This window comes from [Roseibacterium] beibuensis (genome assembly GCF_039542305.1).
GTDB classification, from domain to species: domain Bacteria; phylum Pseudomonadota; class Alphaproteobacteria; order Rhodobacterales; family Rhodobacteraceae; genus Roseibacterium; species Roseibacterium beibuensis.
The window spans coordinates 24224-39775 of sequence record NZ_BAABHW010000007.1 but is presented as its reverse complement, the minus strand read 5'-3'; the positions used below and the strand labels follow the sequence as shown (position 1 = coordinate 39775).

Genomic DNA, 15552 nt, shown 5'->3' with positions numbered 1-15552 from the left:
GCGGTATCGTGCAGGAAGAAACTGCACCGATGCCGAAATGAACCGTGAGCGACTGCCTTGGGACGATCTGAAACTGCTGCTTGCGGCGGATCGAGCCGGTTCGCTCAATGCGCTGGCCGACCTACTCGCCATGGACCCGACAACAGCCAGTCGCCGGATGAAAGCGCTGGAAAAATCGGTCGGCCTGTCCTTGTTCGTGCGGGCGCATGGCGCGCTCAGGCTGACCGGAGAGGGTCTGCAGTTGCTGGACCATGCGCGCGCGATGGAAGACGCGGAGCGCGCCTTCCGGATATCGGTCGAAGCTCTCAAGGACACTCCCGGCGGCGTCGTCCGGATCAGTGCGCCGCCAACCATCGCCCGCTTCGTGATCGCGCCCGGCATCGGCGCCTTGCAGGCGACGGCGCCGAACATTGCGATCGAGATGGACACCGAGCCGGCAAATGTGCGGCTCGAGAACTGGGAGACCGACATCGCCGTCCGGCTCGGCGCACCGCAGAATGTCACGGACATGCTTCTCGTCCGCCGGGTCGGGGTCGCTCCTTATGCCGTGTTCGAGCCCAGGCAGGCTCGGCCCGAACTTGGCTGGGTCACCTATTCCAAACGGTTTTCACATGTCCCGGAGGCCGCCTACGTCGAAGAGGCGCTCGCGGGGGCTGAGCCGGTTCTGCGGTCGAACGATCCGATGGCCATGGCGCTGGCGGTCGCGGCCGGGGCCGGCCGCGCCGTTCTTCCAGTCGAACTGGGGAAATCGGTTGCAGGGATCGTCCAGTCCGGGGCGCCGGTCCTGAAGCGCGAGATCTGGGTGCTCCGCCACCCTGAAACCGGAGAGACATCCGCGGTTCGCACCGCATACGAATGGCTCGTCGGCCTGTTCGACGCACACTCGTAGAGACGAATTCCGGCTCATCACGTCGCCCGTCTCGTCGTTGCAAGGATCCCTGCGAGAGCGATCAACACACCACCACAGCAGCGCTCGAGGAGCATCACACGGGCGGGCGCGAGAAACTTCACTATCCCCACACCGACGCTTGCATAGGTCGCCATCACCAGCAGATCGATGCACACGAAGATGATCGCCAACGTCACGTACTGCGGTGCGAGCGGCGCCGCCTGGTCGATGAATTGGGGCAGCAGCGCGGCGACGAACAAGTATCCTTTGGGATTGGTGACGGCCACTAGAAAGCTCTTGCGAAAGAGAGCATGTGGCGCGGCGACCGTCGCCGGTTTCCCCTGCGCCGCGCCATGCAATTCGACCCCGAGTTCCCCTCGTGCCCTGAGCAACTGGAACCCAAGCCAAGCGAGATAGCCAACACCAACCCACTTCACGACATTGAACCAGAAAGCCGATGCGGCAAGCACTGCTCCGAGCCCCAGGGCTGCGGCGGAAATAAGCACGAGATCCGAAGCGGCGGCACCAAGCATGCCAAAGGCGGCGCGCGGAACCCCGAAGCGCGACCCGTTGGTCAGAGCAAGCAGGACCGTTGGACCTGGCGTCGCCGCAGTGACGAAGACGACGAGCGCAAATGATAGGTAGAGCAGTTCCATTACGTGGTCTTCTTTTTGCCTGGTGGTGTGGAGAGAGCGGTCGTATGTCGCGGGCGGGCGACGCCCCTTGTCGGCAAGTCGCCCGCAGTTCGGGTGGCGCAGTTGCCTGTTTCAGCTTTCGCCTGCGCCGAGATCATCGGCGACAAAGTCGATATTCGTGATGCTCCCGGTCCAGAACGGATATCGGACACCATCCGCCATCCGCGAGACTTCGAAGCTTATCGGGATCCGGACACCATCCACGAGGCGATAATCGCCGCGTGATACGTGTTCGCCTGACCCGTGATAGGGGGTGGTGAGGTCTCCGTCCTGCTCGGCATGCAAACTCACGAGCGCGCCGCGTGCGTCGAATGTTGCAACGAGACTTGCGCTGTAGCCATGGGCTTCGACGACCGCGCGCGCCTCATCGTCATTCATCGCCTCCCAGCGCACGAGGCCGCCTGGCAGAAGCGTATAAGGATTCACCGGCGTTTCCAGAAGCCATCGGCGCAGCGATATGCGGTCGAGCTCCGGTGAACTCGTTTCGTGCATGACGGAGACAGTCGAGAGGAGCCGAGCCCCCATCTCCATCTGGCCGCCAATGAAAGCGTCATAGGCCGTTGCCCAGATCGGCCCCCAGAGTGGAGTGTCAGCAGAAAAAACGAGGTCCGGAGCCGCGGTGGCGATCACCTGCCTTGCAGTTGTGGGTTGAAAGCCCTCCGTCCGCGGTCGCCGGAAATCGCCCGCCTGCTCGAAAGTCACCCACCTCGGCGCCGCTCCGATCCCGTCGGGAAACACGAAAGCGAAATACCGCTGCACCGGCGCAGGCAGTTCAGCGAGCGCATTGTCAGAAATCCCGGCGACGGCCGGTGGCGCTGCCTCCATCACGGCAGCCTCCAATTCGCGGATCTCGGCCTCGGTGGCGCGCGTCGAGTAAGCCACGTATCCAGCGGTCGCCAGAACGACCGCTGCCGTTGCGACAAGCGTCTTCTTCAACTTCATCTTTCGGGTCCCTCGGTTTTGTTGATCTCGGATATCGAACGGCCGAGGCTTCCCGTGTCCTCGCTTCTGATCAGAGCCATGGCGAGATCCACGCATCTGTGGGCGTCGCGCCAGGCATCGGCTTTCTGCCCTTCGGCGCTGTCGAGAGCGAGCAGCGCTGCGCCATGAACCATTGACCACAGCAGGCGTGCCATTTCTTCTGGCGCATGCTTCGTGGCATAGCCCTCGGCCTGACAGGCCGCTACACCGCGCGCGAGCGCGGTCAATGCCGGACGGGAGGCTGCTTCGGTCGCCTTTTCGGGCTTCGGCGTCCGGCAATAGATCAACCGATAAATCGCCGGCGCGCGCGCCGCGTTGTCGAGATACGCATGGCCGCCGTCGGCGAGGTTCTCGAGGGCGCTTTTCGTCGGGCTTTCGTAGCGTCGCTTTTTTTCGGCGGTTTGCCGCTCCAGCACTGCTTGTCGAACAGTGTCGAGCAAGTCGTCCTTGTCTGCGAAATGCGCATAAAGCGCCGGCGCCGAACAGCCGATCATCCGTGCCACTTCTGCCATCGATAGATCCGGCGACTGCCGCTCTGTCAGCAACGAGATCGCGGCATCGATCGCTAGCAGCCTGAGATCCCTGGCGTCTTGCTTCCTGGGGCGCGCCATCAGGTCAACTTTCCTCGATGCACCAGAGGGCTGGTGGCGAAGGCGCTGGATCGGATGTGTTCCGTCATACTGGCTCCATAACTTATGATCAATAAATTAATGGCATTAAATTAATGAGTCAAGGAGGATGAAGGTCGCTCAGGCGGGGCCGACGACCCGCGCCGACCCGCAGCAGCGCTCGATGATCCGAGGAGACGAGTGCTTTGAAGACACAGGCGCCGACGTCGCGTCTCATCGGCGGGGCGGTCGCCTGAATGTCAGCCGAATTCTGCGCAAATGCAGTTTTATTCTGCGAAGAACGGTATTTCGGGGCAGCGGCGCAAAGCGCTTATCGGGCTGATGCGTTTGTCAGGCCAAGTCCAAGCCATTGGAACTCCGAGGTCCGTCAATGCTCGGCACGATTGAAGACCGGATCGATACAGCCTTGGGGCGCGGCTTCGTACCCGATGTGGGGCTCAGAACCACGTCGCCTGCAAGCCTGCCCGCGTGGTTTGCGGTCTCCGGCCTTGCCGTTGCGAGCGTGGGCGCCGCAGCCCCCTGAGCCTTCGTGGATCGTGCCTCAGGCCGCGCTGCGCAGTCCGAGGATCTCGCGCGCCTCGGCGGGGGTGGCCACGCTGCGGCCGACCTTTTCGACGATCTCCACCGCGCGCTTGACCAGCGCCGCGTTCGACGGTGCCAGCGTGTCGCGGTCGAGGCGGATATTGTCTTCAAGCCCGGTGCGCAGATGGCCCCCGGCCTCGGCCGCCCATTCGTTCAGATCGGCCTGGTGCCGCCCGATCCCGGCGGCGCACCACGGGGCGTCGTCACCGAACAGGCGATGGACCGTTTCGACATAGAAATCGAAGACGCGCCGGTCGACGGGCATCGCGTTTTTCACGCCCATGACGAATTGCACGTAAGGGGTGCCTTCCAGCTCGCCACGCTCCTGCATCAGCTTGGCCTGAAAGATGTGGCTGAGGTCGAAGGCCTCGATCTCGGGCTTCACGCCGTATTTGCGCATCTCGGAGGCCAACCATTGCACCAGCGCGGGGTCGTTTTCATAGACGCGCGTCGGGAAGTTGTTCGACCCCACCGAGAGCGACGCCATGTCGGGCGCCAGCGGGAGCATGCCCCCCCGGTCGCGCCCCGCGCCCGAGCGGCCACCGGTGGAGAGTTGCACGATCATGCCGGGGCAATGCGCCTCGATCCCTTCCTTGAGCTTGGCGAAACGCTCCGGGTCCGAGGTGGGTTTGCCCGCGTCGTCGCGCACGTGGCAATGGGCGATGGACGCGCCGGCCTCGAACGCCGCGTGGGTGGATTCAACCTGCTCGGCGATGGTGACCGGGACCGCCGGGTTGTCTGCCTTGGTGGGCACCGAGCCAGTGATCGCGACACAGATGATGGCTGGGTTGGTCATGGTTTCCTCCCGCATTTTTTTCCGGAGATACCCGGTTCAGCCCTGCAACAACAGGGGCAATCCAAGGGTGAGCCACGGGAAGGCAATCAGGATGCCCACCCGCACGATCTCGGAGGCGAAGAACGGGGCCACGCCCCGGAACGTGGTCGACATCGGCACATCGCGCGCCAGCGAGGAGATGACGAAGACGTTCATCCCAACCGGCGGCGTGATCAGGCCCAGTTCCACCACGACCAGCGCCAATATCCCGAACCAGATCTTCAGGTGCTCGGTCGACATGCCATAGCCCGCGCCCTCGGCAGGCTGGTAATCGCCGCCGTTCATCGCCACCAGCACCGGCCAGAAGAAGGGCAGCACCAGAAGGATCATCGACAGCGAGTCCATCAGGCAGCCCAGCAGGATCAGCGCTAGAAGAAGGATCAGCAGCACCATCATCGGCGTGAGCCCCGAGTTCACCGCCCAATCGGCGGCGAATTGCGGAACGCCCGCGCGCGACATGAAGATCTTGAGCAGTTCCGCACCCAGCAGGATCAGGAAGATCATGCCGGTGGTCGAGGCCGTTTCGCGCAGCGAATCGAGGATGCTGCGCCAGCTGAGTTGCTTCTTGACCATCCCGAAGACGAACACGACGAAGACGCCGATCGCCGCCGCCGGGGTCGGGGTGTAGAGGCCGGCATAGATGCCGCCGATGACGATGCCGAAAACGATCAGGACAGGGATCATGCCGCGCGTCGCGGCCATGAACTCCGCCCGGCTGCCCGCGCCATGGGCGGGGCCCGCGTCGGGCCGGATCCGCACGTAGATGGCGATGGTCAGCAGGAACAGGATCACGGCGAGGATGCCGGGGATCAGCGCCGCCATGAACATGGTGACGACATTGGCCTCGACGATGATGGCGTAGATCACCAGCACGACGGAGGGCGGGATCAGGATGCCCAGTACACCGCCCGCCGCGATGGAGCCGGTGGCGAGGGCAGGGGAGTAGTTGTAGCGCCGCAACTCGGGAAGGGCGACCTTGCCCATGGTCGAGGCGGTGGCCAGCGACGAGCCGCAGACCGCGCCAAAGCCCGCACAGGCCGCGATCGAGGCCATGGCCGTGCCGCCGCGCATCCAGCCGAACCACGCGTTCGCGGCGCGGAAAAGGTCCTTGCTCAGTCCCGTTTTCACCGCCAGCGCGCCCATCAGGACGAACATCGGCACGACCGACAGGTCGTAGATCGAGAACTGCCCATAGGCCAGTGTCTTGAGCTGCGCGAGCAGGATGTTCGGCCCGCTCAGCATCGTGGTGCCGATCGCGCCGACAAGGATCATCGCGTAGGCGATGGGGATGCGCAGGACGAGCAGAAGGATAAGGGCGGCGAGGCCCAACGCGCCAAGCGTGATCGGGTCCATCACTGTTCCCCTTGAATATCTTCGAAAAGGGTCATGGCCGCGGCCAGGATCAACAGGCCGAGCGAGACGAGGATCGGAACATAGACCCACCACATCGGAATTTGCAGGATGGTGCTGGAGTAGCTGTAGGTCATCTGGTCCACGAGGCCGAAATACATCCGCCAGAGCAGCAGCGCCGCAAAGCCGAGCGCGATGGCGGAGCCGATGCTGTCGAGCGTCCGGCGCAGGCCCGGTCCGGCCTTCTCGGTGAAGAGGTCCGCGCGCACGTTCTGCCGGTGCAACTGGCAGAAGGGGAGAAAGGCGAAGGCGGCGGCCGCCACGCCCATTTCCGTCAGTTCCACGTCACCGGCAAAGGCGATGCCCAAGGCGCCGCCCAAGACCGACCAGACGTTCACGAAAACGAGGACGACGAGCACGAGCCCGCCGAGCAGGGCCCAGGTGTCGATGGCGCGTGCCAGCCCCCGCCAGAGCGGTGTACCCGTCGTCCCCATCGGTTCAGTTCCCCGCCGCGTCGATGGCGGCGCGGGCGGCCTCGACCAAGGCGGCGCCGTCCACGCCGGAACCCGAGACTTCCTCGATCCAGCGGTCGACGACGCCGGCCAGCGGCGCCATCATGGCCTCGGTTTCTTCCTCGGACAGCACGATATGCGTGTTGCCGGCCTCGGTCGCCATGTTGATGCCGAAGTCATCGGCCGCGCGCCAGATATCGCCGACCTCTTGCAGCCATGCCTCGTTCGACGCCTCGCGGAAGGCGGCCTGGATATCCTCGGGCAGGCCGTCCCAGGTGGCCTGGTTCATCGAGACCTGGAAGATCGAGGTGCCGAACCGCGCCATGTCGGCCCCTTCGACCTGGTACTCGGTCTGCTCCTGCAGCCGCAGCGGCGGGATGATTTCCCACGGGATCAGGGCGCCATCGACCGTGCCGCGCGACAGCGCCTGCGGCAGTTCCGGCACCGGCATGGCGACGGGGTTGGCCCCAAGGGCTTCGATCACCCATGCGCCGCTGCGCGACGGGGTGCGCAGGTTCATGCCCTCGAGATCCGCGGGGCTGCGCACCTCGTCATCGACCATGTGAAAGGCGTTGCCGGCATGGGCGTGCAGGAACATGACTTCGAGGCCTGCATAATCCTCGGCGAGGTAGTCGTCGAACATCGCGCGCATGGCGAAGTTGGCCGCCGCCGGATCGTTCAGGAACACGGTCGGCAGCTCGAACACCTCGGTGCGCGGGAAAAGGCCCGGCGTGTAGCCGTTCAGGGTCCAGATCATGTCCACCACGCCATCACGGGCCTGCGCGGCCAGTTCCGGCGGACGGCCGCCGAGCGTCATCGAGGGATAGACCTCGATATCGACGGCGCCGCCGCTGAGTTCCTCGACCCGTTCTGCCCAGGGCACAAGCATCTGACGATGGGCGGGCGAGCGTTCGCCGAGGAAATGGTGGAGCGTCAGGGTATAGTCCTGCGCGGCGGCCGGGCTGGCCATCGCGGCGGCCAGTGCCAGGGCCGAAAGCGTCGTCTTGGTCTTCATGTCATCCTCCCTTGGATTCTCAGACGTCTGCCGGGCCTAGAAAGGCAGCCCGATGTAGTTTTCCGCAAGTCCCTTTCGGGCGGTTTCCGAGCGCACAAGGTCGTCGAACTCGGCCTTTTGCATCCGCTTCTCGAAAGGGCCGAGTTGCGGGAAATCATGCATCATCTGGGTCAACGACCACGAGAACCGTTCACTCTTCCAGACGCGGGCAAGCGCCGTCTCGGAATAGCTGTCGATGCCATCTGCCGCACCGGTGTTGAAGAACCGGTCCAATGCCCGGTGCAGGTAATACACGTCCGAGACCGCGAGGTTGAGGCCCTTGGCCCCGGTTGGCGGCACGATATGGGCCGCGTCGCCCGCCAGAAACAGCGATCCGTGGCGCATCGGTTCGGACACGAAGGACCGCAGCGGCGCGACGGACATTTCCAGCACCTCGCCCTCGGTCACCATGCCGTCGGCCACGTCGGCGGGGATACGGCGGCGCAATTCGTCCCAGAAACGGTCGGGCGTCCAATCCTCGACCTTTTCCTCGACCGGCACCTGCACGTAGTAGCGGCTGACCTCGTCGGAGCGCATGGAGCACAGGGCAAAGCCGCGCTCATGGGCGGCATAGATCAATTCGGGTGCGGCGGGCGGTGTCTTTGACAGCAGGCCCAGCCAGCCGAACGGGTAGGCGCGTTCGAATTCCTGCCGCACACCATCCGGCATGGCCTTGCGCGACGGGCCGTGGAAGCCGTCACACCCCGCGACGAAGCGCGCCTCAAGCCGGTGTTCCGCGCCGTTCTGCCGGTACACCACGACGGGCGCATCCGTCTCGACCCCTTCGATGCGCAGCACCTCGGCCTCGTGGATCACCTCTGCCCCGCGGGCATCCAGCGCGGCATAAAGGTCGCGCGTCACTTCGGTCTGGCCGTAGACGGTGACGGTGGTCCCGGTCAGCGCCGCGAGGTCGATGCGCAGGCGTTCGTCATGCCAGCTGAATTCGACCCCGTCATGCGGCTGACCCTCGGCGGCAAGGCGGTCGCCCACGCCCGCCTCGGTCAGAACCTTCACGCTGCCCGATTCCAGCACGCCTGCGCGGATACGGCCCAGCACGTAGTCCCGCGAGCGGCGTTCCAGAACGACCGAGTCGATCCCGCTGAGGTGCAGAAGTTGCGACAGCAGCAGCCCGGCCGGACCGCCGCCGATGATGGCGACCTGTGTCTTCACGTCGTTGGTCCTCTTGATGTGGAGAAAGCTCGGGCCAGCCGCGGCGCGTGGCCTGCGGCGGCCAACGGGTCCATCGCGTCGGTCCAGTTGAGTTCGGGATACGCGGCGCGCAGCGCTGCGACGGGGTCATCGGTGGCCAGCGCCCGGGCCATTGCGTCGCGCGCATCGCTGCGTGGCATTTGGGCGGCAAGCAGGTAGCTCAGCCGTTCCGAGAACGGGCCGATGCCGGCGTTGGCGAGGTTTTGCGCCATCGCCGCGCGGTTCGGCTGCAACCCGTCGAGCGCGCGGGCGATGTTGTCGAGGGCCGCCGCCGAGGCCCCGCAGAGCGGCCGCAGCGAGAGCCATTCGAGCCCCCAGGCCGCGCCGTCGCGCTGGCTGACATGGAGCGCGGCCTCGGTCACCGCGCCCTGAAGATGCGCCGCGAAACGGGCAAGCGACTGCGCCGCTTCGGCGCGCACCGGGTTCACCTTGTGCGGCATGGCCGACGATCCGCCACCCGAGAGGCGCAGTTCCGCGATGCCCGTTGCCGCGAGAAGGGCGAGGTCGGCCCCGATCCGTCCGGCCTGCATCGCGATGGCGGCGGATGCGGCAGCGAAATCGGAGATGCGGGTGCGCTGACGGTGCCACGGGGTCGGGTTGGCCTTCAGTCCAAGCCGTCCAGCCATATCATCGCGGATCGCGTCGGCCCGGGCCCCGAGGGCGCCATCGGTTCCGGCGGCCCCATGCAGGGACAGGTCGCACAGGCGCGCGGCGGCTTCGGTCAGACGTTCCTTGGCGTCGGCCAATCCCATCCCCCAATCGGCGACCACGGCGCCGAAGGTGGTGGGCACGGCCCCTTGTGTCCGGGTGCGGGCCAGCATCACCGTCTCCGCCTCGGCGCCGGCAAGCTCGGCGAGACGGTCCAGCACGGCGTCGGCCTCGGTGCCCATCCGGGCCGCGAAGTCGCGCAGGCAGAGCACGGTCGCGCTGTCCACGATATCCTGAGACGTAGCACCCCAATGGAGCGCGTCGGCCGCCTGCGCGTCGAGCCGCGCGCGCAGCGCGGCCAAAAGGGCAGGGATCGGCACACCGTCCCGCGCGGCCCCCTCGGCCAGGTCGGCGGGCGAAAGGGGGGCGTCCGACAGCGCCGAGGCGATCCGTGCGCCGCTTCCCTCCGGTGTGAGGCCTTGCGCCTCACAGGCCTCGGCCAAGGCCACCTCGACACGGATCATGGCGGCGACGAGCGCGTCGTCGCCGAGGCAGTCGCGGGCCATCGCGCTGCCGAACAGATCCTGCCACATCGGGCTGTCGAGGGGGGAAAGGGACATCGCGCCAGGTCGCCTTACATGTCCAGGAACACGGTTTCGGCCGGCCCTTGCAGGCGAATGTCGAACCGATAGCGGCCATCGCCCTGCGGCTTGGCGATCAGGGTCTCGACCCGGTCGCGCTGTTCGATCCGCGACAGGACCGGGTCGGCATCGCGGTCGGCATCCTCGAAATAGATGCGGGTCTGAAGGCCCATGTTGATCCCGCGCGCCACGATCCAGAGCGCGATATGGGGCGATTGAACCCGGCCATCGGGCAGGCTGACCGCGCCGGGCTTGACCGTGCGCAGGGTGAATTCCGCGCTCTCGGGGTCGATGGCGAAGCGGCAGAAGCCGCTGACAGCCGGATCGGCCCCGTCGGTTCCGGGGAAGCGGCCCTCTGCGTCGGCCTGCCAGCTTTCGATCAGCGCGTCACGCAGCGGCCAGCCGGTGCCGTCCAGCACCTGACCGGCGATCTCGATGATCTCGCCCTTTGCGCCCTCGGCAATCGGGCTTTGGCCGAGTTCCTTTTCATACGCCCCGGCATTGCCCGCCCAGGTCGGCATCAGGCCAAGATGGACGTAGGGACCAGCGGTCTGCGACGGCGTTTCGCGCCATTGGGTCAGTTTCTGCACCATGTCACATCCCCTCCGGACGGTTTTCGAACCACGCCTGACGCCGCCCGCGCAGGACAATGTCGAAGCGATAGGCGAGGTGATCGAGCGGGCGCGCCTGGCTCATGTCCAGCGGCGCCACGAGGCTGTCGAGTTGCCCGCGGTCCTTGACCGTGGCCGCGATGGGGCAGCGATGGATCAGCGGGTCTCCCTCGAAATACATCTGGGTGATCAGACGCTGGCCGAAACACGGGCCCGACAGCGCGAAATGGATATGCGCAGGCCGCCAGTCATTGCCACGGTTGGGCCAGGGGTAGGCGCCCGGTTTGATCGTGAAGAAGGCATAGGCGCCCGTCTCGTCGGACAGGCAGCGTCCGGCGCCGCCGAAATTCGGGTCGAGCGGCGCGAGGTAGCCGTCCTTCTTGTGGCGGTAGCGGCCGCCCGCATTGGCCTGCCAGACCTCGACCAATGCGCCGGGAATGCCGCGCCCGGTTTCATCCGTCACGCGGCCATGCACGAGAATGCGCTCGCCGATGGCTTCGGCCTTGCCCTTTGTCCAGTTGCGGATCAGGTCGTGGTCCAGCGCGCCGAGATCGGAATGGCCGAAGCGCGGGCCGGTTTCCTCGGTCGGCGTGGACTCCAGCGACAACAGGGGCAGGGAGGGCGAGCGGGTGACGCTCGTCTTGTATTGGGGATCGTAGGCGACCGGATGCGCCGAGCGGTCCCGCGGGATCAGTCTTCCTTGCGACATTCGGCTGCCTCCATGTCATCGTAGGTTGCCTTGGCGAGTTTCAGGGCGTGGTTCGCGCGGGGCACGCCGGCATAGATCGCAACATGCTGGAGCGCCTCGGCGATATCGCGCGGCGTGGCGCCGGTGCGGGCCGTGGCGCGCACATGCATCGGGATCTCTTCGAAATTCCCCATTGCCGCCAGAAGCGCGATGGTCAGCATCGAGCGTTCGCGGTCGCTGATCCCGTCCGATGCCCAGACATGGCCCCAAGCGGCCTCGGTGATCAGGCTCTGGAACTGGGCGTCGAACGCACTGGTGCGCGCCTCGGCGCGGTCGACATGATCGTCGCCGAGCACGCGCCGCCGCACCTTCATTCCGGTGTCGTGTCTTTGGTTCATCGGCGCGGTCTCCGGTGTTGTCCCTCGGCGCAGAGGTCGCACAAAGCTTTGCGACAGGTCTTGCGCGCCGCTGCGCTCGTCACTGCTTGCATGCGTGAAAATCCTTCCAAGGGCAGGTATGACGTGACCAATTCGTGATTGAAAATAGAAATATCGGCGCTACCCATAACAAATGGTTATACCTCACGCCTTGAGCCTGCGTCATGTCCGCGTCTTTCTCGCAATCGCCGAGGCGGGAACGGTCAGCGCCGCCGCGCGCCGGCTGCATGTGTCGCAGCCTGCCTTGTCCAAGACGCTCGCCGATATCGAGCGCATCGTCGGCCACCCGCTGTTCGACCGCACGGGGCGCAAGATGACCCTGACCGTGCCGGGCACCCTGTTTCGACGCCACGCGCTTGACGCGGTGCACAGTCTTGAAAGCGGCCTTCAGGCGATTTCGGGCGACGGGGCGACCGAGACATTGTCCGTTGGGCTTCTGCCCACGGTCGCGGCGAGCCTTTTTCCCGATGTCGCGCGGCGCTATGCGCATGATCGCCCTGCCAGCGTGATCTCGGTCACCACCGGGCCGCATGGTTACCTGCTGGATCGGCTGAGGCGGGGGGATATAGACCTGATGGTGGGGCGCATGCCCGAACCCTCCGAGATGGCGGGATTGCGCTTTGCGTTTCTCTACGAGGATTCCATCGAGCTGGTGGCCAGGGCGGGACATCCCGGCCTGAAGACCGACGTGGCCGAGGCCGTTCGCGCCAACCCGGTCATTCTGCCGACGCGCGAGTCGATCATCCGCAAGATCGTGGACGGGTTCCTTGCGGCGCAAGGCCTCGCCGATCTGCGCCCGATCCTTGAAACCGTGTCGCCGAACCTGGCGCTGCCCTTGCTGCTGGATACGGACATGCTGTGGTTCATCTCGCGCGGCGTGGTGGCGCGTGAACTGTCTTCGGGCAACCTTTCCACCTTCGACCTTGGCGCGGGGTACATGTCCGGCGCGGTGGGCATCACCTTGCGGCAGGGGGCCGAGACGACCGCCAATGCCGACTATCTGATCGAACTGCTCCACGCGGCCGCATCAAACTAAACCGGCCTAACAGCAGCGCCGCGGCCCAAGCGTGTCGCAGGCGCAGTCGTAATCCAACGCGCGCTCGTCCACGTTGACGAGATCGGCCAGAAGCGGATTTCCGGTCATCTCGCGCTGCACGAAGGCGAAGATATCGGCCTCGCGCCGCGCGCCCGGCGTGCCTTCGGGGGTCAGTGCGCCGATGATCCCGTCGCCCTTGCGGTCCAGCACGGCGATGCGGTCGGCGACCCGCGCCGCCTCGGACAGGTCGTGGGTGATGAACAGCCCGCCAAAGCCGAAACGCGCGCTCAGGTCGATCACGAGGTCCTGCATCCGCCGTCGCAGGGCCGGGTCCAGCGCCGCGAAAGGTTCATCGAAGATCAGGAAGTCCGGCGCGACCGCAAGGGCCCGGGCAATCGCGACCCGCGCCCGCATCCCGCCCGACAACTGGTCGGGCATCTTGTCGAGGTCGCTGGGCAGCAGCGCCACCGCCAAGGCGGCCTCTTCGGCGCGGGCGGTCGCCTCCGCCTTGTTCATCCCGTCCATGAGCAACGGAAAGGCGATATTGCCGCGCGCGGTTTCCCAAGGCAGCAGGCGGGATTGCTGAAACACCATCCCGTGCCGCTGGTAGAGCCGCATCACCCGGCCCGATTGCGGGCGCAGGATGCCTGCCGCAATCGCCGCCAGGGTGCTTTTCCCGCTGCCCGAGGGGCCGACCAGCGCCACCATTTCGCCCGGCTGGGTGACCAGCGACACGTCGCGCAGCACGGTGCGCCCGTCGAAAGCGTGGGTGACCGTCACAAGCACCAGCTTGCTCATATCAGGCCCCCGCGTTTCCACTGCCCGACGCGGCGCTGGAACGGGCGGATCAACCCGTACTCGACCGCCAACAGGGCCGCGACCGTCAGCGCGACATAGGCAAGCCCCCGGTCGATATCCATATGTGCGCGCGCCGTGGCCAGGGCCCCGCCCAACCCGGCGACATTGGCCACCAGTTCCGCCATGATCGCCACCTTGAACCCGAGCGCCAGGGTGATCCCCGTCACCGGGGCCAAGGTGGCAAGGATCTGGCGCAGGGCGACGTTGGAAAACCGCCGCCATGGCCCGGCGCCGAACGCGGCGGCCATATCCTCCAGCCGGCGGTCGCGGGTCAGGACCGCGTCGACCGTCCCGATATAGAGGAGCGGGGTCGTCACCATGGCTATGGTAAAGACGATCGAGGCATGGGACGGCCCGAACCAGATCATCGTCAGGATGACCCAGGCCGTGGCCGGCATGCCCAGCAGAATGGTCGAGACCGGCGCCAGCATCCCGCGCAGCAGCCGGGCATACCCCGATGCCAGGCCCAGCCCCACGCCGAAGAGCGCCGCGAAACCGAGGGCCAGCCCCACACGCGCCACCGTTCCCGCGATCAGGCCCCAGCCCTCGGGCGAGGACAGAACGCCGAGAATGGCGCGGCCCGTTTCAAGCGGCGAGGGGAGGATGAAGCTGCCATAGGCGCGGTTCCCCAACTGCCATAGGCCAAGGAACAGCGCGACACCGATGATCCCGGGCCCCACTCGCCACAGCCAGCGGCCCAGCAGGACAAGCCCGGTTTCCACCAGTTCCTCGGGCGGGACACGCAGGCGGTCGGCCCGCGCGCCAAGGGCTTTGAGGCCCGCCCGCATCAGATCGCGTAGAACCCGTCATCGGGCATGGCATTGTTCAGGATGCCGGGGTCGGCGTCCAGAAGGGCCTGGTACAGGGCCTCGATCACCGGCCGCGCCTCGGATGCGCGGATCGCGGTGATGTTGCAGTAGGGAATGGCGGTCTCGAGGATCGGCGCCGGCCGGTCGAGGCGCGGGGCGGCATTGGCGGCGGCCGTGGCCGGATCGGCGTTCAACGAGGTCGCGGCGGCAGAAAGCCCTTCGTAGAGCGCCTCGGCCAGCCCCGGATGGTCGGCGGCAAAATCCGATCGGATCGCCAGCGCGGCCTGCGGCAGCGCGGCGCGCAATCCGGTGATCTCGCCCAATTCGTCACGCATCTGCCGGCCGCGATACAGGGTCTGCCCGTCCGCGGCGCCGCGTGCCAGCACGGCGCTGGCACCGGGTTCGGCCAGCAGCGCCGCATCGGCACGCCCCGCGAGAAAGACCTGCCCCGCCTCCATCTGGGTCGTGGCCGGGATCAGCTCCACCTCGTCCAAGCCCACGCCGTGATGGGCCAGCGCGAGGCGCATCATGTGCCCCGTGAAATCGTTGAAGGCCGGAACGACGACGCGCAGTCCGCGCAGGTCGGGTACTTGCGGGTTCTCGACATCGCGCGCGACGAGGCCGCAATGCCCATCGGTCAGCGTGCAGATAAGCTGAACGCCGAACCCCCGGTTATAGAGGCTGCCGCCACCCTGCGTCGGCACCACGGTGACCGGCACGTCCCCCGACACGAGGTTCGCACGCATCTCGTCGCCCGTGCGCCACAGGCTGAACTCCACCTCGTCGGCCACGTCTTCGAAGGCGCCGATGGCCAGGGCGTGGGAGATCAGGATGCCGGGGCCGGACCCGGGCGCCTGCATGGCAAGGCGGGGCAGGCGGGCGCCCGTCGCGTGCAGCAGCGCAGGCGCGGCGAGCGTCAGGCCCGCCGCACCGGCGGTGGTTTTCATGAACTGGCGGCGGGTGGTCGTCATGGCGCTCTCCTCAGGGATGTCGGTTCGTCTTTATGATGATTGCGGGTGAAGATGGTTGACGCAGATCAACAAACATTCCAGCGCGGGAATGTTTTTCAATGCAGGATGTAATCGCCG

Annotated in this window: 17 protein-coding genes; 2 read left to right on the top strand and 15 right to left on the bottom strand. The window is 66.3% G+C overall.

All coding sequences use genetic code 11. From position 1 onward, the window contains the following. Positions 1–37: 37 nt before the first annotated feature. Positions 38–889 carry a LysR family transcriptional regulator gene (locus ABD923_RS17575; RefSeq protein WP_259554192.1) on the top strand — a complete coding sequence of 284 codons (852 nt, stop codon included), beginning with the start codon at positions 38–40 and terminating at the stop codon, positions 887–889. A gap of 17 nt (positions 890–906) precedes the next feature. On the opposite strand, the gene ABD923_RS17570 is transcribed toward ABD923_RS17575, so the two are convergent. The 12 genes from ABD923_RS17570 to pcaC all read right to left on the bottom strand — a co-directional run bounded on the left by ABD923_RS17570 (position 907) and on the right by pcaC (position 11722). Beyond that, on the bottom strand, positions 907–1545 hold the full coding sequence (locus tag ABD923_RS17570; protein ID WP_259554193.1) for a LysE family translocator: 639 nt from the start codon (positions 1543–1545) through the stop codon (positions 907–909). Positions 1546–1656: 111 nt separating this feature from the next. Beyond that, on the bottom strand, positions 1657–2526 hold the full coding sequence (locus tag ABD923_RS17565; protein WP_259554194.1) for a DUF6920 family protein: 870 nt from the start codon (positions 2524–2526) through the stop codon (positions 1657–1659). Further along, positions 2523–3176, bottom strand: a complete 654-nt coding sequence (locus ABD923_RS17560; protein WP_259554195.1) for a TetR/AcrR family transcriptional regulator — start codon at positions 3174–3176, stop codon at positions 2523–2525. The genes ABD923_RS17565 and ABD923_RS17560 overlap by 4 nt, the downstream gene beginning before the upstream one ends. Positions 3177–3735: 559 nt before the next feature. Further along, positions 3736–4572 (bottom strand): 3-oxoadipate:acetyl-CoA acetyltransferase, encoded by an 837-nt coding sequence (locus ABD923_RS17555; protein ID WP_259554196.1) that lies wholly within the window; start codon positions 4570–4572, stop codon positions 3736–3738. A 36-nt stretch (positions 4573–4608) separates the two neighbouring features. Beyond that, positions 4609–5964 carry a TRAP transporter large permease gene (locus ABD923_RS17550; RefSeq protein ID WP_259554197.1) on the bottom strand — a complete coding sequence of 452 codons (1356 nt, stop codon included), beginning with the start codon at positions 5962–5964 and terminating at the stop codon, positions 4609–4611. Next, positions 5964–6455 carry a TRAP transporter small permease gene (locus ABD923_RS17545; protein ID WP_259554198.1) on the bottom strand — a complete coding sequence of 164 codons (492 nt, stop codon included), beginning with the start codon at positions 6453–6455 and terminating at the stop codon, positions 5964–5966. The genes ABD923_RS17550 and ABD923_RS17545 overlap by 1 nt, the downstream gene beginning before the upstream one ends. Positions 6456–6459: 4 nt before the next feature. Then, positions 6460–7488 (bottom strand): TRAP transporter substrate-binding protein, encoded by a 1029-nt coding sequence (locus tag ABD923_RS17540; protein WP_259554199.1) that lies wholly within the window; start codon positions 7486–7488, stop codon positions 6460–6462. A 36-nt stretch (positions 7489–7524) separates the two neighbouring features. Next, positions 7525–8697, bottom strand: coding sequence for a 4-hydroxybenzoate 3-monooxygenase (pobA, locus tag ABD923_RS17535; RefSeq protein ID WP_259554200.1), 1173 nt, complete (start codon positions 8695–8697; stop codon positions 7525–7527). After that, positions 8694–10004 (bottom strand): lyase family protein, encoded by a 1311-nt coding sequence (locus ABD923_RS17530; protein ID WP_259554201.1) that lies wholly within the window; start codon positions 10002–10004, stop codon positions 8694–8696. The genes pobA and ABD923_RS17530 overlap by 4 nt, the downstream gene beginning before the upstream one ends. A gap of 14 nt (positions 10005–10018) precedes the next feature. Continuing rightward, a complete protein-coding gene (gene pcaG, locus ABD923_RS17525; RefSeq protein WP_259554202.1) occupies positions 10019–10618 on the bottom strand; it encodes a protocatechuate 3,4-dioxygenase subunit alpha in 600 nt (199 codons plus the stop codon). A gap of 1 nt (position 10619) precedes the next feature. Then, complete coding sequence (pcaH, locus tag ABD923_RS17520) at positions 10620–11345, bottom strand: protocatechuate 3,4-dioxygenase subunit beta (RefSeq protein WP_259554203.1); 726 nt, start codon at positions 11343–11345, stop codon at positions 10620–10622. Further along, positions 11327–11722 carry a 4-carboxymuconolactone decarboxylase gene (gene pcaC / locus ABD923_RS17515; RefSeq protein ID WP_222187238.1) on the bottom strand — a complete coding sequence of 132 codons (396 nt, stop codon included), beginning with the start codon at positions 11720–11722 and terminating at the stop codon, positions 11327–11329. The genes pcaH and pcaC overlap by 19 nt, the downstream gene beginning before the upstream one ends. A gap of 190 nt (positions 11723–11912) precedes the next feature. Here pcaC and ABD923_RS17510 point away from each other — a divergent pair, with 190 nt between their 5' ends. Continuing rightward, a complete protein-coding gene (locus ABD923_RS17510) occupies positions 11913–12797 on the top strand; it encodes a LysR substrate-binding domain-containing protein (protein ID WP_259554204.1) in 885 nt (294 codons plus the stop codon). 6 nt (positions 12798–12803) lie between these two features. On the opposite strand, the gene ABD923_RS17505 is transcribed toward ABD923_RS17510, so the two are convergent. From ABD923_RS17505 to ABD923_RS17495, 3 genes are read right to left on the bottom strand one after another with little or no spacing between them, the layout of a single operon-like run. Next, on the bottom strand, positions 12804–13595 hold the full coding sequence (locus tag ABD923_RS17505; RefSeq protein ID WP_259554206.1) for an ABC transporter ATP-binding protein: 792 nt from the start codon (positions 13593–13595) through the stop codon (positions 12804–12806). Continuing rightward, positions 13592–14443, bottom strand: a complete 852-nt coding sequence (locus ABD923_RS17500) for an ABC transporter permease (RefSeq protein WP_259554208.1) — start codon at positions 14441–14443, stop codon at positions 13592–13594. The genes ABD923_RS17505 and ABD923_RS17500 overlap by 4 nt, the downstream gene beginning before the upstream one ends. Next, positions 14443–15435: an ABC transporter substrate-binding protein gene (locus ABD923_RS17495; RefSeq protein WP_259554210.1), complete on the bottom strand. Its 993-nt coding sequence runs from the start codon at positions 15433–15435 to the stop codon at positions 14443–14445. Before ABD923_RS17495 ends, ABD923_RS17500 begins: the two co-directional genes overlap by 1 nt. Positions 15436–15552 lie beyond the last annotated feature (117 nt).